This is a genomic window from Sphaerisporangium aureirubrum, assembly GCF_042658925.1.
In the GTDB taxonomy this organism is placed as follows: Bacteria; Actinomycetota; Actinomycetes; order Streptosporangiales; family Streptosporangiaceae; genus Sphaerisporangium; species Sphaerisporangium aureirubrum.
Window position 1 is genome coordinate 36,095 of the sequence record NZ_JBHSRF010000050.1, and the last position, 17,952, is coordinate 54,046.

The 17,952-nt window shown below is 74.3% G+C and carries 12 protein-coding genes; 8 read left to right on the top strand and 4 right to left on the bottom strand.

The genetic code is table 11. From position 1 onward, the window contains the following. Positions 1-9 precede the first annotated feature (9 nt). The 6 genes from ACFP1K_RS27125 to ACFP1K_RS27150 all read left to right on the top strand — a co-directional run bounded on the left by ACFP1K_RS27125 (position 10) and on the right by ACFP1K_RS27150 (position 10,871). A complete protein-coding gene (locus tag ACFP1K_RS27125) occupies positions 10-3,144 on the top strand; it encodes a tubulin-like doman-containing protein (RefSeq protein WP_380758372.1) in 3,135 nt (1,044 codons plus the stop codon). After that, positions 3,141-5,579, top strand: coding sequence for a hypothetical protein (locus ACFP1K_RS27130; protein WP_380758374.1), 2,439 nt, complete (start codon positions 3,141-3,143; stop codon positions 5,577-5,579). The genes ACFP1K_RS27125 and ACFP1K_RS27130 overlap by 4 nt, the downstream gene beginning before the upstream one ends. Continuing rightward, the gene (locus tag ACFP1K_RS27135) at positions 5,572-6,699 is read left to right on the top strand and encodes a hypothetical protein (protein WP_380758375.1); all 1,128 of its coding nucleotides are present in this window, start codon (positions 5,572-5,574) and stop codon (positions 6,697-6,699) included. The genes ACFP1K_RS27130 and ACFP1K_RS27135 overlap by 8 nt, the downstream gene beginning before the upstream one ends. Continuing rightward, positions 6,692-7,765, top strand: a complete 1,074-nt coding sequence (locus ACFP1K_RS27140; protein WP_380758377.1) for a hypothetical protein — start codon at positions 6,692-6,694, stop codon at positions 7,763-7,765. Before ACFP1K_RS27135 ends, ACFP1K_RS27140 begins: the two co-directional genes overlap by 8 nt. Beyond that, the gene (locus ACFP1K_RS27145; protein WP_380758379.1) at positions 7,762-9,789 is read left to right on the top strand and encodes a hypothetical protein; all 2,028 of its coding nucleotides are present in this window, start codon (positions 7,762-7,764) and stop codon (positions 9,787-9,789) included. The genes ACFP1K_RS27140 and ACFP1K_RS27145 overlap by 4 nt, the downstream gene beginning before the upstream one ends. Before the next feature lie 218 nt (positions 9,790-10,007). Beyond that, a complete protein-coding gene (locus ACFP1K_RS27150; RefSeq protein WP_380758381.1) occupies positions 10,008-10,871 on the top strand; it encodes an FHA domain-containing protein in 864 nt (287 codons plus the stop codon). Positions 10,872-10,910: 39 nt separating this feature from the next. On the opposite strand, the gene ACFP1K_RS27155 is transcribed toward ACFP1K_RS27150, so the two are convergent. The 4 genes from ACFP1K_RS27155 to ACFP1K_RS27170 form a co-directional block, all read right to left on the bottom strand. Next, complete coding sequence (locus ACFP1K_RS27155) at positions 10,911-12,479, bottom strand: serine/threonine-protein kinase (protein ID WP_380758383.1); 1,569 nt, start codon at positions 12,477-12,479, stop codon at positions 10,911-10,913. 79 nt (positions 12,480-12,558) lie between these two features. Next, positions 12,559-13,830 (bottom strand): serine hydrolase domain-containing protein, encoded by a 1,272-nt coding sequence (locus ACFP1K_RS27160; RefSeq protein WP_380758385.1) that lies wholly within the window; start codon positions 13,828-13,830, stop codon positions 12,559-12,561. 39 nt (positions 13,831-13,869) lie between these two features. After that, entirely contained in the window at positions 13,870-14,544 is a 675-nt protein-coding gene (locus ACFP1K_RS27165) for a sulfotransferase family protein (protein WP_380758387.1), read from the bottom strand. A 22-nt stretch (positions 14,545-14,566) separates the two neighbouring features. Then, a complete protein-coding gene (locus tag ACFP1K_RS27170; protein ID WP_380758389.1) occupies positions 14,567-15,625 on the bottom strand; it encodes an alpha-hydroxy acid oxidase in 1,059 nt (352 codons plus the stop codon). Positions 15,626-15,742: 117 nt separating this feature from the next. On the opposite strand from ACFP1K_RS27170, the gene ACFP1K_RS27175 reads away from it, so the two are divergent. Continuing rightward, the gene (locus tag ACFP1K_RS27175) at positions 15,743-17,044 is read left to right on the top strand and encodes a cytochrome P450 (RefSeq protein ID WP_380758391.1); all 1,302 of its coding nucleotides are present in this window, start codon (positions 15,743-15,745) and stop codon (positions 17,042-17,044) included. A 46-nt stretch (positions 17,045-17,090) separates the two neighbouring features. Continuing rightward, positions 17,091-17,948: a PHP domain-containing protein gene (locus ACFP1K_RS27180; protein ID WP_380758394.1), complete on the top strand. Its 858-nt coding sequence runs from the start codon at positions 17,091-17,093 to the stop codon at positions 17,946-17,948. Positions 17,949-17,952: the final 4 nt, after the last annotated feature.

The following is a 17,952-nucleotide window of genomic DNA, read 5'->3' on the forward strand; positions in this document are numbered from 1 at the left end:
AACCGCGCTATGAAGATCTACCAGCCGATGCTGTTCGTGGGGCTGGGCGGCACCGGATGCCTGATCGGTGCGGAACTGGAGCGGCGCCTGCGGGACGAGCTCTGCGGGCCGGACGGCCGGGAACTGCTGGACCGCATGCCGGGCCAGGGTTTCCTGCCCTACCAGCTGCCGTCCTGCCTGCAGTTCGTGTACGCCGACCTCAACGAGGCCGAGCTGCTCAGGCTGCGCACGCGGGTGGTCCCGACCCCCGAGCACGCCCCGGCGGGCGAGCGCACCATGAACCTCGTGACCGACCTCGTGCCGCGGTTCGACACCTACCCCGAGGTGGCGCGCAGCCTGCGGATGAACGCCAAGGAGCTGGTCTCCGGCTGGCTGCCCCCCGCGGCCGGCGAGCCCCGCGTGGCGCCGCTGGTGCGCGGCGCGGGCCAGCTGCCGACGGTGGGCCGCACCGCGCTGTTCGAGACGCTGCGCCACGGGCTGCGGCCCGCGATGGCCCCGGTGTCGTCGGCGGTGGGCCGCATCAGCACCTCGGGCGGGGAGCTGGCCCAGCTCGGCGGGCGGCTGCGCACCTCGTGCGACGTGTTCGTGGCGTTCTCTGTGGCGGGCGGCACGGGCAGCGGGATCTTCTACGACTATCTTCACCTCGTCGGCCACGCCCTGGAGCAGGCCGGGCTGCGGGCGCAGATCTACCCGCTGGTGCTGATGCCGTCCGCGTTCGACGAGGGCCTCGGCGGCGGGCGGCGCGCCACGCTGAACGCCGGGCGGGCACTGCTCGACCTGTTCCGCCTGGTGGACGACCAGAACGGCCACGCCGCCGGGACCGAGCTGAGCAACATCGGCGTCACCGGCGACCTGTACGTGCGCTACCCCGTCGAGGGGGAGATCCGGCTGCGCGCCTCCACCGTGCAGACGGCCTTCCTGTTCGGCCGCACCCCCGGCGTGGACCGCGAGGACCTGCACCGCTCGGTGGTCTCCCTGGTCATGTCGCTGGTCGGCACCGACGTCGACCAGCACGGCGACGACCACGGCCGCGGCTTCGACCGGGTCTACCAGTCGTTCGCCGACGACTTCATCAACCGCGGCGTCGAGCGCGAGACCATGGCGGTGTCCGGGATCGGCAACCGCGGGGTGTCCACCAGCCTGGTGGCCTCGATGACCGTGCCGGTGGACGACCTCGCCGACCTCGTCGCCTCCCGCATCCTGGCGAGGGCCGTGTCGGAGCTGGCGGTGCCGCCACCCGGGCGGGCCGAGAGCAACCGCGAGGCGCTGGCGGCCATGTTCGGCGCGACCAACATCGGCCCGCTGCGCGACCGGGAGCCACTGCCGTTCACCGAGCCGCCCGCGACCGACGGCGCCGCCGCCATCTACCGCGTGCTCGCCACCCGGGTGCGCGGCATGGAGGACAACCTCAAGACGCTCGACCACAACCTGCGCACCACCGTGCCGCAGCTGGTGCAGGAGTTCGACCCGCGCCGCGGGGTCGAGCAGATGCTCGGCGCGCACGACCCGCTGCGGGTCGGCCGCATCCTCATGGGACACCCAGCGCTGGCCGACGAGGCCGACCAGATCGGGTTCCGCGGGCTGCTGGAGCGGCGGCGCAGCGACCCCGAGGGCGGCCAGGCGGTCCAGCCGCCCGTGCCGCAGCTGCGGGACCGGATGTCCGGGCTGCGCAAGGCGCGCTGGGGCGACCCGGAGGTCCAGCGCGTGCTCCAGGACCAGAACGGCTGGTACCGGACGCGGGCCAGGGCCATCTGGCACGCCGCGTGGGGGGACCAGACGGTCCGCTGGGAGCACAAGCTCAACCGCGTGATCCGCGAGCTCGGCGAGCTGCGTGACGAGCTGATGGCCCACGCCCAGGAGGACGACGCGCGCTTCGCCCGCCGCGCCCGCGACCTGTACCGCCCGCGGGTCGGCGTGACCTACCTGCTGCCCCCGCGCGGCGAGGACCTCGAATACTTCTACGAGCAGGTCACCGGCCGCGCCGTCGCCCAGCAGATCGGGCTCGGCAGGCTCCGCGGCAACGAGGGCGAGGCCGGGCTGATCGGCGCGATCATCGGGCCGGACGGCTGGCGCAGGGTGTTCCAGATCAGCGTCGAGCAGAGCCCCGCCGAAGCCCGCGCCTACCTTCGCGACCAGATCAAACAAGCCGTCAAACGGCTGTTCCGGCACCGGGAGACGGGAGACCGCCCGCTGCTGCCGCCGATGGCCGACCTGCTGGCGCAGGCCGCCGGCAAGGACGGCCCCCCGGTGGGGGAGGACGACCTGACGCAGTTCCGGCAGGAGCTCGCCGCGCTGTTGCCGAGCGGCTTCTCCCCGCAGGGCGCCGGTGAGCTGAAGGTCCTGATCTCCTACCCGGCCGCGGCGGCGGACGCCGAGGTGGAGTCCTACCTGTACAACCACATCAACCTCCCCAAGGGCGGCCCGCGGCCGGAGTTCCGGCCCGCCGACACCGACGCGATCGTGGTGGTGCAGTTCCGCACCTCCATGGGCGTCACCGAGGTCCCCGAGCTGCGCGAGGTGCTCCACTTCTGGGGCCAGGCGCTGCGCAACGAGCAGGACCAGGACTTCCTGCGGTGGCGCCAGCGCCTCGGCTACGACTTCGGCTACCTGGTCACCACCCAGGAGCACCGGGTCAGGATCCTCCAGCGCCTGCTGTGCGCCATGTGGAACGGCTACGTCGAGGTCGAGCGGGGCAATCCCGACTCGCCGGAGCGCATCCGCGTCGTGCTCGACCGCGGCGAGGACGCCATGGTCATGAGCCTCGGCCTCACCACCTTCGCCGGGGCGTCCTCGTGGGGCAGCCTGCTGCGGTCGTACGAGGAGTGGACCCTCACCGACGACCAGACGGTCCGGCGGGACTTCGCCGCCCGCCTGATGCGGCTTCTCCCCGACGGGCTGGAGACCACCCCGGTGCCGCCCGACCCGATGTTCGACCTGTTCTGGCGGGTGTCGGAGGAGCAGCTGAAGCTCCTGGAGATCCGCATGCCCGCGCTGTCGGAACAGGGCAAGAAGCAGGCCGAGCGGCTGGTCGAGCTGTGGGGCACCACCCTGGAGCAGGCGCTGCGCGCCCCCTTCACCGGCGTCGCCAACCCGGTGAACAACAACCTGGTGGATCTCGTCGAGGCGGTACGCCGGTGGCCGTGACCGAAGGGATGGAACCCGAGGTGCTGCTCCTGGACATCCGGGAGCGCGACCTCGGCGACGAGGGCTGGGGCGCCGTCGGGCCCCGGGCCGACCGCGGACGCGTCCTGGTCATCGACCGGCTCGACCGGCTCGGCGGGCGCGGCGCGTTCTACGAACGCATCCTCGGCACCCGCGCGGTGCGCGCCGTGCTGTGCCTGGTGGTGGGGGCCGCCGACGACACCGGCGGCCCCGCGCTGCGCCTGTCGCCCGCGATGGCGGCCTCCGACGTCGCGGCCACCCTGTGGGCCGGGGAGCTCACCGGCGTCGAGTGGGACATGGACAGCGGGCACGCCTACGCCGGGCGCGGCGACCCCGACCGGAACCTGCTGCAGCTCCAGCAGGTCCTGCTGCTGCCGGAGATCTTCGACACCGTGGTCGCGCAGACCAGGGACATCCCCGACCGGGTGGCCTCGGTGGGGTTCACCGTCATGTCCGGCCACTTCGGGGACGAACTCCTGGCCGACGCCCTCAGCAGCGGGCTGGACCGGCTCATCGGCGGCGCCGACCCCGCCCGGGCCAACCCCGGCGCCGCCGCGGACCTCGCCGCCGCCGACCGCTCGCCGGGCCGCGTGCTCGCGGTGCTGGCCGGCGCGTCCGGGCACGAGCCGCCGGACGCGCTCGTCCCGGGCGAGACGATGGCCAAGCGGCGCGACGCCGCCGCCTGGGCCGCGCACGCCCTGTCGGGGCTGCGCGCCCGGATGGAGGCGGTGACCGCGCTGGTGGGGGCCGACCGGCCCGCCGCGACCGCGGCCGGGAGCCTCGGCACGGCGGGCCACGCGCTGCGGGAACTCCGCGACGGCGCCGACCGCCTCTTCGAGGAGGCCGACGGCTTCGACGGCGAGGACCACGCCGTCCGGGACCGGCTGCGGCAGGCCGGGATCCGCGTGGACGCCGACCCCCGGCAGGGCGACCCCGCCGAGGCCCTGCGCGACCTGGTCAGGTCCGAGTTCCGGCGCAGCGTCTCGCTGCACACCCTCGCCGTCCGGCTGCGCGCCTACGCGGCGCACGTCGCCCCGGCGGGCAGCGGTGTGCACCGGCCCCGGCTGGCCCAGGCCTGCCCCGAGCGGCTGCTCGGCGCGTTGTCCGGGCCGTTCCCCTTCCGGCTCGACGCGCTGCGCGCCGGGCTGCTGGCCGCCGCCGCGCTGTTCGGGTTCGTCGTCGGCCTGGTCCTCGGCCCGCTCGAGGACACCGCGATGGGCTCGGTGCTGCGGCTGGCCGGGGTCGGCCTGTGCACCGGGATGGCCTGGGTGCTGGGCGTGATGCTGTTGCACGCCAGGGCTCCCGAGCAGTACGGCGAGCACGGCTGGGCCGCCCTGCCGTCCCGGCCCCTGCTGGCGCACGGCGTGGCCACCGTGCTCGGCGTGCTCGCCGGGCACGTCGTCTGGCGGCTGCCGTTCAGCCGGGACTGGTCCGCGCCGCCCGGGCCGGTCGCCGCGGTCGTCCTGGCCGTCGTGGCGGTGGCCATGGGGTTCACGCTGTACGGCTGGTGGCGCGGCACGGTGGCCCGCTGGTGCGGCGCGCTCCCCGTGTTCGAGGCGGACGACGCCTCCCGGCGGCTGACCGCCGTCGTCACCGAGGTGGCCGTCCAGGAGTGGGTGCTCGCCCGGCCGCGCCGCGCCGCCGCCGACACCGCGCAGACCTACGCGTCGGTGCTGGAGGACCTCATCCAGGCGCTGCACCGGGGCGTCACCGAGCAGCGTGCCCGGCTGGCCGAGGCCACGCGGCCGGTGTCGCGCCAGGGGTCGGTCGGCTTCCCCGAGTTCCGCGCCGAGTTCGCCCAGGTGGTGTCGGACGACCTGGCCGACCTCGCGGCCCACGTGCTGGACCCGCTGTGGCAGCAGCTGTACGGCGGCGCGCTGCGCGACGTCACCTGGCGGATCGAGGAGCGGGCCCGTGCGGAGCTCGACGACTACTGGGACCACCTGCGCCAGCGCGGCGTGCACGAGAGGCCGCCGTTCGCGGGCGACAACCCGCGCCGCACGGAGCTGGCCGAGTCGGTGTGGCGGCGCTCGCCCCAGGTGGCGGAGCTGGTGCGCATGCAGGTGGGAGGGCGGATGACGCAACTGTGCGACCAGGACGAGCTGAGGTTCCTGCGCGCCACGGGCGGCGCGGTCTCGGTGCGGTTCGTGCCCCGGGTGGCCCAGCCCCCGGTGGGTGCGGGGGGCCACCGCACCGGGCAGGCCATGCGGTTCCCCGGCGACGTGGTGTGGACGGCGGCCAGCCAGTTCGCCGGGGTGCTGCGCCTGGTGCCGCTGCGCACCGGCATGGTGGACGTCACCTGGACCGCGAACGCGCCCGCCCCCGACTGGACGGCGGGCGCGGGCGGCCCGAACGGCTCGGCCGGATCGGCCGTGCCGCCCGCCCAGCCGGGGCCTGGAGGGGGGCACGGTGGCTGATCCGGAGACACTGAAGATCGACTTCACCGACGCGGACGGCGCGCCGCGGCAGTGGAAGGTGCTCGGCGAGCGCGAGGTGCCGGCCACCCCCGGCTCCGGCATGTCGCTCGTCGAGATCGAGGCGGAGTCGGAGTCGGGCACGACCCTGCTCGTGCAGAAGGCGATCACCCGGGAGGCCGACGCGGCCGACGCCGGGCTGTACCGCCGCCTGGAGAACGAGGTGCGGATCGGCCTGCTGCTGCACCGCAGGTTCGGCGGGCCCGCCTACCCGGTGGAGCTGGCGAGGCTCGTCGGGTACGACGTCGACTGCGCCGAGCCGTTCGTGCTGTTCGAGCGGTACCGGGGCGCCTTCGCGGCCGAGGTCGCGGGGCGGCTGCTGCTGAACGAGCAGCGGCGGTTCCAGAGCAGCCTGCTGCGCGGGGTGCGCGTGCTGGAGCAGGCCGGGGTCGTCCACCGGGGCATCACCCCGCACAGCGTCCGCTGGGACGGGCACGGCGCCCAGCTCGCCGACTTCGAGCTGGCCGGCCCGGCGTCCCGGCCGCGCCGCCCCGAGGGCGCCCGGCCGTGGGCCTCCCCGCAGCAGCGCATGGGCGTCGGGGGGACGTGCGCGCGCGACGACGTGTGGAGCGCCGGGATGGTGATCTACCACGTCGCCACCGGCCCGGTCCCGCCCGCCGCGCTGGACCGCGAGCCGGACCTCGGGCAGGTGGAGCCGAGGACGCGCGAGGTGCTCGCCGGGGTCTTCGCGCAGAAGGCCGTGCACCGCCCGCACCCGGAGGAACTGCTGCGGCGGCTGCGCGTGCCCGACCCGATCCCGCCCGCCGAGGAGGCGGCCGACCGGAGGTTCGACGAGGGCGGGCGCCGGTTCGACGAGATGATGCGGCAGAAACACGGCAAGGCGTACCGGCGGCCCCCCGAGCCCGCCGACCGGGTGGTGGTCGACGAGGACGAGCCGGAGCCCGCCCGCACCACCGCCGAGCCGACCGGCCCGATGCCGCAGCCGCCCCCGCCCGTGGCCTGGACCCGGCCCGGCGGCGGGGCCGGCATGGTCGTCGCCGTCGTGGTCGTCGTGGTGATCGTCGCGTTGGCGCTGTTCGTCCTTGGAGGATTCGTTGGCTGAGGCGCGTGAGCACGTCCGCTGTCCCGTGTGCCTGGACTCCTTCGTCTGGTCCAGCGACGGCTCCGACCTCTTCGAGCTCGACCCGGAGAGGTTCGAGTACCGCCCGATCAACCTGTCCGGCCTGCGCGACCCGCAGAAGCGCGAGGTGCGGCTGCGGTCGGCGTACCTGCGGTGTCCCAATCCCTCGCAGGACACCGGGCCGGAGCCGCACTACCTGCCGGTCCTCTACGGCCGCTACCGCAAGCCGCTCGTGATCGGCCTGGTCGGCGCCAGCCGGACCGGCAAGACCCACCTGCTGGCCGCGATGATGGGCGAGATCGAGGCGGGCGGCCTGCAGGGCCACGGGCTGACGGCCGTCCCCCTGGACATGATCCGGCACCGGGTGTTCCTGGAGAAGTTCGTGCAGCCTCTGTACCGCGGCACCAAGCTCACCTTCACCGTGCCGAGCGACCTGCCGGAGTTCGTCGACGCCCTCATCGTGAGCCGGACCGGGGAGACCGGCGGGCACCCGGTGGCCTTCTTCGACATCTCCGGCGAGCAACTGGCCAAGGTCGGCAAGGGGGAGCGGTTCCTGGCGGCGGCCGACGGCCTGATCTTCGTGGTGGACCCCGAGCAGGCGCTGCGGCTGCCCGGCCTGGCCGAGGACGTCGGCGTGCTCGGCGACCTCGCCTTCAGCAACGTCCTCGACCAGCTCTACCGGCAGGAGACGCTGCTCGACGTCCCCGCCGTGGTCGTGGTCAGCAAGAGCGACCGGCTGCGCTTCATGCGGCCCGCGGACCGCTGGCTGGCCGCCGCCACCCCCGCCCACCTGGACGCCGAGCTGATCCGCATGGAGAGCCGCGACGTGTACGCGTTCCTGCATCAGCACGGCGCGCAGGGATGGCTGTTACCGGCGGCACGGTGCCGCAGGGCCACGCTGCACTTCGCCTCGGCGACCGGCGGCAGGTCCACCGACGAGCGTTTCCCGCGCGGCGTGCGGCCGCAGCGCGTGCTTAACCCACTGATCGCGATGCTCGCCATGACCGGGGTCATCGACGGGCCAGAGGCCAGGGAGGTCGGCCGGTGAGCTCGGGGGCGGACGCGTACACGGAAGGGCTCGACTGGCTGGTCTTCACCTGGCAGCAGGACGGCGGGCTGGCGCTGCGCAGGTCCTCGCTGCCCGCCGAGGAGTGGGAGCCCTGGGGACGGCAGTTGTTCACGCTGGTGGAGGTGCAGCGGGACTCCGGCGCGCCGTCCCGGCCCAGCATCTGCAGGCTGACCGTCGGCGGCGAGCCGGTGGCCCTGCACCGCGATCCCACCGCCGACCCCGACCCGCGGGCCCGCATCCGCACCTACGCCTACAAGGGGGTGGGGCCGCTGCTCGGGCCGCGGCAGGTCCTCGGAGTGGCGGACACCTGGCACACCAGGCTGTCCGGCACGGCCGAGACGGGGCCGCCGCTCGCCCCCGGCGCGCTGCTGACGCTGACCGACGACATCCGTGGGGCGCTGACCGCGCGGGTGCGCGGCGCCGAGCCCGGCGAGCCGTCCGGAGGGCTGTCGCCTCTCGCCGCCGGGCTGCCCCGCCTGGTCGCCGAGGTGCTCAAGAAGCCCGAGGCTCTGTTCTCCTGCCAGGCCCGCCCGGACGCCGACCCGCGGGTGATCATGTGGGGCCTGATGGACCTCCTGGACCGGGTCGTCGGGACCGCCGACGAGGGGTACTGGACGTTCTCCACCGAGCAGAGCGACGACTTCGCGGCGGGCCTGCCGAGGTTCGTCTTCCTCGGCCAGTGGCCCTACAGCGCCAAGCAGTCGCGGCACAACCGCTTCGACCTGACCAAGGACACCGTCTTCGCCGGGGACGAGCACGACGAGGCGGCGGCCCGCCTGGTCGAGGCCTACCTCCACGACCCCAGCGAGGTGGCCGAGCTGTGCCGGGCGGCCGGCTTGAAGGAGCGGGACAAGGACCACAGCCAGATCGCCCGCCTGCTCAAATACTTCAGAAGCCGCCGGCACGCCGCCCATGGCACGCCGCGTGACTTCGCGCCCCGCCAGGAGACGGAGACCCCGTGGCCCTCGGAGGAGACATTCCCCGTGCCGGACGAGCCGTCCGCGGCCGGTGCGGGCCCCTCGGCCGGGACGCGGGCGGGTCAGGAGGCGGCCGGGGCGGACCCGTACGGCGTGGTGGGCGTGACCAAGGCGTACCGGCATCGCGCCGGACGCTCCCCGATCCAGCGGCCCCCGTTCGCCCCCGTGGGACCGTCCGAGGACGCCCGGCCCAACCTGCTGGAGTCCCCCGAGCCGGACCCGCCGCCCCGGGAGGAGCGGCACGGCCCGGTGCCGGACCCGCTCGGCGCGGGCCAGACGTTCGCGATGACGATCCTGGTGAACTCGCTGCGGTACGCGAAGACCGGTGAGGAGATCCGCAGCTACCTGCGCGACTTCCCCGACTCGGCCAACGCCGACCCGGAGAACCGCGCCGTGCTGCGCGCCGCGCTGGACAGGTACAACTGCTTCAACGACCTGTTCCAGAAGCTGCTGCCGGAGGACGACGTGGACGTCGCGCTGGAGCAGGTGGCCCGGTGCGCCTTCTACGACGAGGACGTCGCGGACGGCGACGCGTTCGAGGAGTCGGCCCGGCTGGCCGGCCGTCCCGACACGCCGTCGGTGGTCGTGTCCAGGCTCATGGAGCTGGCGGTCTACAACGCGCAGACGCGGACGCGGGAGTGGATGGACATCGCCGTCGAGGAGGGCCGGCGCCCGCCGAAGCGTAACCGTGGCCGCTTCTTCGGCGCCGCGCCCGAGACGGTCCCGGCGGCCGGAGCGCCACCCGTCGCCGCGGACGCGGACGAGCCCTCGAAGCGGCCCGCCGCCCGGCCCGTCCGGGCGCGGCCCCACCGGGGCCCCCGCGTACCCGGGTTCCTCTCGCTGGAGCGGTCGGTGTTCGTGGTGCTCGTGCTCCTCGTCCTGCTGGCCCTGTTCGCGATGATCTGGTTCGTGTCGGCCTACGGGGGAGGGACACCGCAGGAAGGGGCCGGGGTCCTCCCGGTGCCTCTCGGGCTGTCCGCCGATGCTGTCGGGATAAACAGTGAGATCGCGCGATCTGCGGTGTGATCCGCTTTTCGGTCCGTTTCGCGGCGGGCCGCGGGCCCTGCCGGAGGAACGGGCCGGCGGGCTGATCCGTCCCCCCTCAGGTACCGGATCGGCCCGCCGAACACCGGACGACATCAGCAGACTCCGGAACCCGCCGCCCGGCCATCCCCGAACTCCGGGGTGCCGCGACGGGCCGGCGGGCTTCTAGAATCCGCGGCAACGACACAGGGAGCGGGGCGGTGGCGGAGCGCGAGGGCGAGGTGGGCATGGGGCTGGAGTCGTCGGTGTCGGCCACGACGCGCGTCACCGGGCCGTCCGGCCGCACCGTCGAGGTGGCCGAGGGCATGCGGCTGGTGTTCGGCAGGGGAGCCGACGCCGACCTGATGCTCCCCGGCGACCGCGGGCTGTCTCGCAGGGCCGGTGTGGTCACCGCGCTGCGCGACGGGGCGTGGGTCGCCAACATGAGCTGCACGCACGCGCTGTACGTGGAGAGCGACGGCCACCGGATCCGGCTGCCCCGGCTCAAGGACGGCGAGGAGCCGTCCGGCGGATGGTTCATGCGTCGCGGGACGGCGCTGGTGGGGTCGGGGGCGATGCTCGACGACGGCCAGCCGCTGCGTGTGGTCGTCACCGCGCGCGAACCCGAGATCGACCTGCGCGCCGAGCACTCCGGGCCGCGCGCCAAGGGCGACAGCACGCTGCTGCCGCTGTACCTGGACCCGATGACCAAACTGTTCCTGGTCGCCCTGCTGTGGTGCCGCCCGTGGCTGGTCGACCCGACCCGCACCACGCCGCTGCCCCGCACGCCGGAGATCGCCCAGGCCGCCCTGGAGGTCACCGACGCCAGCTACGAGCTGGAACGCTTCTCCGTCGACCCCGCTTTCCGCGACCGGTTGTCGGCGCGGGTCGGGGAGCACATCAAGGTGCTGCGCCGCAAGATCGTCGGCAGGGGCCTGGCGCGGGCGGGCAGCAGGCTGTCCGACGAGGTGGTCGTGGGCGTACTGCTGGAACACGAGATCATCACGCTCACCGACCTGGCCCGCCTCGACGACCCGGTCTGGTGCTCCCGCCAGGAGGACCTGTGGTGGAGCGGGATGCCATGACATCGCCCGTGGGAAGCCCGGCGCGGCCCGTCCGTGACGCTACCCGTCGTGGACGCTGAAGCTGGCCCGCGCGTCCGGACCCCCGCCGGACGCGCGGGCCTTCACCTCGTGCACCCCCGGGGGGATCTTGCCGGGAAAGAACTCCCGCTGCTGGTTGACGGCGTAGTTGAACGTCCCCTGCCGGTCCACCACCGGCCTGGCCGGCGAGGCCCGGCCGTCGCCGAGCCGTATCGTCACCCGCTGCCCGGGGGGCCAGCCCCGGCCGTGCACCACGAAGACCGTCCACCCGTCGCCGCTCGGCTGGTTCAGCAGGATGCGCGGCTTCCCGCCGGGCTCCGCGGTGCCCCCGTGCGGCACCGGCGGATCCCCGGGCGGCGGGCCGCCGGGCGGAGCGCCGTCGGAGCGCGCGTACGGATCGGTGCGCTGGGAACTGAGCACCAGCCCGGCCGTGCCGCCCAGCACCAGGGCCAGCACCACCGACAGCGCGTACACCGCCATCTGGGCGGGACCGCCCCGCCAGCGGGCCGCGGGCAGGGAGGGCCGGTCGTCGCCGTTGTCGGCGCGCCGCGTCGTCGCGTCCGGCGGCTGCTCGGGCGGGGTGGAGGCGCCGCTCGGCGCGGACCCGCTCTTCGGCCCCGGCGGGACGTAGGTCAGCTCGTCCTCCTCCAACGGCTTCTCGCCGGCGAGGTCGGCCGGCGGCGGGGCGTGCGCCGCCTGGCGGTACCGCTCGATCAGCCCGACCGCGCGGGGCGGCAGCGACGCCGCGGAGAACCCCTGGTCCTCCTCGCCGGCGTCGCGCGCCATGTGGGCGAGCAGCCACCCGGCTGTGGGGCGCAGGTCCGGGTCGCGTTCCAGGCACCAGCTCACCGTGTCGGCCAGGCCCTCGGGCAGCCCGGACAGGTCGGGCGGCTCGGTGGCGAGCCGCACCAGGATCTCCGACATCGACTTGCCTTGGTACGGCGAGTGGCCGGTCGCGGCGAACAGCAGCGTGGAGCCGAGGGAGAACATGTCGCTGGCCACCACGGCCTCGCGGGTGTCGCGCGCCTGCTCGGGCGCCATGTACGCGGGGGTGCCGACCGCCTGCCGGGTCGCGGTGAGCGTCATCCGCTCGGCCGCTCGTGCCACGCCGAAGTCGATGACCCTCGGCCCGTCCAGGGACACCAGCACGTTGGCGGGCTTCAGGTCGCGGTGCACGAGGCCGGCCGAGTGGATGGACTCCAGCGCCTCGGCGCACCCGGCGGCCAGCCACCGCACGGCGGGCACCGGCAGGGGCCCGCACAGCCTCACCAGACGTTCCAGTGACGGCGCGGGGACGTAGGCGGTGGCCAGCCACGGCACCTCGGCCTGCGCGTCGGCGGCCACCACCGGCGCGGTGAACATGCCGCTCACCCGCCGCGCCGCCGCCACCTCGTGCGCGAACCGCGCGCGGAAGTCGTGGTCGTCCGCCAGGTCACTCCTGATCATCTTGACCGCGACCAGGCGGCCCGCCAGCGACCGCCCGAGGTAGACCCGCCCCATCGCCCCGGCGCCGAGCCGCCCGAGTAACACATAGGCGCCGACCCGCCGAGGGTCCTGCCGCGACAACGGCTCCACCACCACGTGACCCACCCGATGCTCCATCCGTCAACCCAAACGCATTAGCCTCCTATTTCATATCTTCCAGAACGGCGACGGTCGTCGAGTTCGGTTACTTCAAGCCGTTCCAATGTCCGTCCATGCGGAACAAATTCAGCGGGGCGGTGCCGCGGGCGGCCGTTCCGGCGGCGTCCGGGCCGCACAAAGCGATGTACAGGTGGTCGTTCAACGCGAAGTCGATGGCGTGCGGCTCCAGGGTGCCGTCCGCGTTGACCTGCTGGTACTTCATGAGGTTGATGCCTACGGAGAACTGGCGGGACCCGTCGGGGCTGGACAGGGAGATGGTGCCGTAGCCGAAGACGGCGCCGTCGTGGCCCCAGAAGCGGCCGCAGGGCAGGTCCACGGCGTAGATGCCGAGGCCGTAGAGGGGGATGGCGCCGGTCTGGTCGGGGACGGTCACCGTCGTGCGCATCTCGTCCAGCCACCGCTGCCCGATCAGCCGGCCGCCCAGCAGGGCGCGGTAGAACGCGGACAGGTCCTCGGTCGTGGACACCAGGGCGCCGGCGGTGTAGATCCACGACATGTCGTAGACGCTGTAGTCGCGCGGCGGGTCGATCAGGCCGTAGAACGCCTCGTAGCCCCTGGAGTGCGGGCCGGGGATGAACGGGGTGCGGGGGAACGCGGTGTCGCGCAGGCCCGCCCTGCGGATGACGTTCCTGGTGATGTACCCCTCGGCGTCCTCGCCGGTCAGCCGCTCCAGCAGCAGGCCCGCGATGACGTAGTTGGTGTTGGAGTACGAGAACCGCTGCCCCGGTTCCCCCGGCGCGGGGGCCGCGAGGCCGAGGGCGACCAGTTCCCGCGGGCGGATCCGGCGGAACCTGTTGTCGTCGAGGCTCGCCGTGGAGCCCTGGAGCAGCGACGGGAACGCGCCGAGGATGTGGTCGCCGATGCCGCTGGTGTGGTTGAGCAGCATCCGCACGGTCACCGCCCGGCCGCGCTCGCCCGGCACGAGTCCCGGGAGATATCTGGCGATCGGCGCGTCCAGCACCAGCCTGCCCCGCTCGGCCTGCTGCAGGAGGGCGACGGCGGTGAACGACTTGGTGATGCTGCCGACGCGGTGCGCCATGTCCGGCCGCACCGGCCGCCGCGTGGTCACGTCGGCGACACCCGAGGCGCCCCGCCAGTCCGCCCGCCCGTCGCGCACGGCGGAGTAGACGCCGTACATGCCCGCGTCGCGGATCGCGTCCAGAGACTGGCGCAGCAGGGCGCGGTCCAGGCCCGCGGTCGCGGTCCGCGCGGTCGCGGGAACGGTCGTCGCGGCGCAGGTCACCAGGGCGAGGCCGAGCGCGAGCCCGGCGGCGGCCAGCGAGCGGGGGAACGGCATTCGTGTGTCCTTTCTGCGGGACCCGGCGGCCCCGGGGGGTCAGGAACGGGACTCGGCGACCCGGGCGGCCACGCGGGACCAGAAGGCGGCGGGGTCGTTGAGCCTCGGGTACGGCTCGGCGGGCACGTCCACGCCGAGGAACGCGCACAGGGGCTCCCACCCGGAGCCGGGCTCGACGACCAGCAGCCGCCCGGGGGGTACCTCGCGCAGCACCTCGGCGTTGTGCGCCTCGTAGACGGCGATCGCGTGGCCGCGGTCGGCGAACCTGCCGCCGAAGAAGCCGTCCCAGATCATGCGCCGGTGGAACGAGGTGAACACGTCCAGGCCGGGCACGACGTCCCGGGCCTCGGCCACCCGGGGGTCGGCGTCCCCCGAGCCGTCGCCGAACATCTGGAAGATGGTGTCGCGCACGCTGTCGTACCAGCGACCGGCGTCCCGCACGGTGAGGATCACCTTCGCGTCCGGGAACGTCGCGGCCAGCGGGCGCCAGTACGCCGCGCCCGGCCAGTCGACGCTCGCGGCGTACCCGGCGAACACCGCGTGCCAGTCGACCGGCTCGCCGTCCGCGGCGGCCCGCCACAACGGCAGCCGGTCCGGGTGGTCGAGCACGTGGCGGCCGTGGAAGCACGGGCCGTACCCGAGACGCTCCAGCGCGGCCTTCAGCGACAGCGTGCCGGTGCGCCCGACGCCGGCGCCGATCACCTTCAGGGTCACGCGCGGTCCTTTCCGAGAGCCGTCATGCGAGGATTCCGCCGAGCTCGTCCCCGGTGACCTCGCCCGGGGTGGCGGCGCCGCACAGGGTGAGGGCGTTGTCCAGCTCGGCGCGCAGGAGGGAGAGCACCCGGCCGACGCCCTCCTCGCCGCCGGTCGCCAGGCCCCACAGCACCGGGCGGCCGATCGCCACGGCGGTGGCGCCGAGCGCCAGCGCCTTCACCACGTCGGTTCCGCGGCGGACGCCGCCGTCCAGCAGCAGCGGCACCCGGCCGCCCACCTCCGCGGCGATCAGCGGCAGACGGTCCAGCGAGGCCGGGGTGGTGTCCAGCTGCCGGCCGCCGTGGTTGGACACCACGATGCCGTCCACGCCGTGCTCGACCGCCAGCCTCGCGTCCCGCGGGTGCAGCACGCCCTTGAGCAGGATCGGCAGCGAGGTCATGGCCCGCAGCCGGTCGAGGTACTCCCACGAGATGTCCGGCGACAGCACCACCTGGCGGACGTGGCCGTTCTCGCCCATGTTGGCGCAGTGGATGCCCGCGGGCAGGTCGTGGAAGTCGTTGCGGTCGCCCCGCTCGTTGCGGCCGAGCGCGGGGGAGTCGGCGGTGACCACCAGGGCGCGGCAGCCCGCGGCCTCGGCCCGGCGGATCAGCGACCCGGTGAAGGCGAGGTCCGGCTGGGGGTAGAGCTGGAACCACAGCGTGGCGCCGGTCGCGGCGATCTCCTCCACCGTGACGGTGGACAGCATCGCGGCGATCATGATGACCCCGGCCGCGGCGGCGGCGCGGGCGGTGGCGGGCTCGCCCTCGGGATGGGCCAGCCGGTGGAACGCGGTGGGGGCGAGCAGGACCGGCATGGCGGCCGGGGTGCCGAGCACGGTGACGTCCAGCCGGGGCCGTCCGGCGCCGCGCAGCACCCGGGGGACCAGGGAGTGGCGCCTGAAAGCTTCCTCGTTGGCCGCGACGGTGAGCTCGTCCTGGGCGCCGCTGGCGAAGTAGTCGTAGTACACCGGGTCCAGCCGGTCGCGGGCGGCCGTCTCGAAGTCGCGCAGGTTGACCGGGCCGGGCGTCAGGTCCAGGGTCACGGGGTCCCCAGGTTGTGGCTCGGGAGGTTACACGGATGACACCGGTACAGGGGATTACACAGGGATCTTTTGTGAGGTTACTTCCGTATGTCAGGTCCCCGCACGGATGAGAGTAACATGATCGTTCTGATCGTCTTCTCGATATGCGCCGTGACCCTCCCGCACTGGCTGCCCCCCGCGGTGATCGCGCTGCGGATGCGGCTGTTCGCCCGGATCAACGGCACCGAGGGCATCGCCATCCCCGGCGACCTTGACGTGTCCCGCTTCCTCGAGGTCTACTCCCACCCCGCGGCGGACGGTCGCAGCCGAGGCGCCGCGCTGTCCGACCTGTTCTGGTACTGGCTGTCGCCGGGGGCGGAGATCCACCAGGAGCACCTGGAACCCGGGCCCCTGTACGACGAGGTGGCGCGCTGCACCCGCCGCGTGCTGACCATGCCGAGCCACGCCGCCGACCGGCTCGCGGTGTCCAGCGTGCGGGACGCCTACCCCGGGCGGGCCGGGCTGGTCCGGCTGCGCGACCAGCTGATGCCGGTGTGGGCGGAGTTCTACCACCGGGTGGTGTTCGGCGTGCCGTGCCCGCCCGGGGTGCGGGACATGATCGTGGCCAACGCCGAGGACGTGGCCGACGCGCTCAAGTGCTGCTCGCTGCGGCACATGGACCGCCGGGCGCGCCTCACCGCCCACCTGGAGCGCGCGCTCAGGGAGGTGCCGCACGCGCTGCCCGTGCTGCTGGACCGGCGGCAGCGTGCGCTGTACCTGCAGGGCACCTTCTTCACCACGGCCGTGGTGCAGAGCGCCGAGGCGACCGCGCACGTGCTGATGGTGCTGGCCCGCCACCCCGAGATCCAGCGGCAGGCCGCGGACGACGAGAAGCTGCTCGACCACGTCATCGACGAGACGCTGCGGCTGTACCCGCTGTTCGGCATCGCGCACCGCGTCACCTCGGCCGGCATCGACCTGGACGACGGGACGGCCATCCCGGAGGGCTCGGTCGTGTGCTTCAACTACCTGGAGTTCCACCGCGCCGGGTACCGCGACCCCGACCGCTTCGACCCCTACCGCCGCTCGCGCCCCAACCACATCCCGTTCGGCGTGGCCGTCAACCGCCCCTGCCCCGCCTGGCACCTGGCCCCCCTCACCGTCCGCGCCGTCACCCGCGAGGTCCTCGCCCGCTACACCCTGGCCACCACGGCGGCCCACACCCGCTCCCTCCCCAACCGGGCCCCCTGTCTCGCCGTCCCCCGCCAGGCCGCCCGCGCGCCGCGCGCGGTGGCCCTCACTTGGCTGCGCCTGCGCGACCGGTGGGAGAACGTGGGCCGCAGCCTCAAGCAACTGGTCCTCGGCACCTACATGGTCTGGCACGCCCGCCGCCTCCGCCTGTGCGAGCGGCACTTCGCCGAGCACCCGGCCTCTCCCTGACGGGGGCGCCCGTGTGGCACCGGGGCCCGGCTGAGAGCCTCGTGTCATGCGGATCGATCTGCACACCCACTCCACGGCCAGCGACGGCACCGACCCGCCCGGGGCGCTCCCCGCGCGGGCGGCCGAGGCCGGGCTGGACGTGGTGGCGCTCACCGACCACGACACCACGGCCGGGTGGGACGCGGCGGCGGGCGCGCTGCCGTCCGGGCTGACGCTGGTGCGCGGGGCCGAGCTGTCCACCCGGTGGCACGGGGGAGAGGAGTCGCTCGGCACCCATCTGCTCGCCTACCTGTTCGACCCGGGCCACGAGGAACTGGCCGCCGGGCTCGCCGGCGTCCGCGAGTCCCGCGACCGGCGGGCGGCGGCCACCGTCGAGCTGCTCAACGCCGACGGCGTCGGCGTCACGCTGGAGGAGATCCTCGCCGACGCGGCCGGAGGCACGGTCGGCCGTCCGCACATCGCCAAGGCGCTGGTACGGCGGGGGCTGGTCGCGTCGGTGGACGAGGCGTTCGGGCCGCGGTGGCTCGGGAGACGTTATCGGCTGCCGAAGGCCGAGCTCGACGTGCTCGCGGCGGTCCGCCTGGTCGCGGCGGCCGGCGGGGTGACGGTGCTCGCCCACCCCCGGGCGGCGGCCCGCGGCCACGTCGTGCCCGACGAGGCGATCGCGGCCATGGCGGCGGCCGGGCTGTGGGGCGTGGAGGCCGCGCACCCGGACCACGGCCCCGGGGACCGCGACCACGTACGGGGGCTCGCCCGCGACCTAGGGCTGCGCGTCACCGGGTCCAGCGACTATCACGGGGACATCAAGGACGTGCGGCTCGGCGCGTTCACCACGGGCCGCGAGGTGTTCGAGGAACTGGTGGCCACGGCCGCGGGCGTCCCTCCGCTGCGCGGCGGCGAGTAATTGG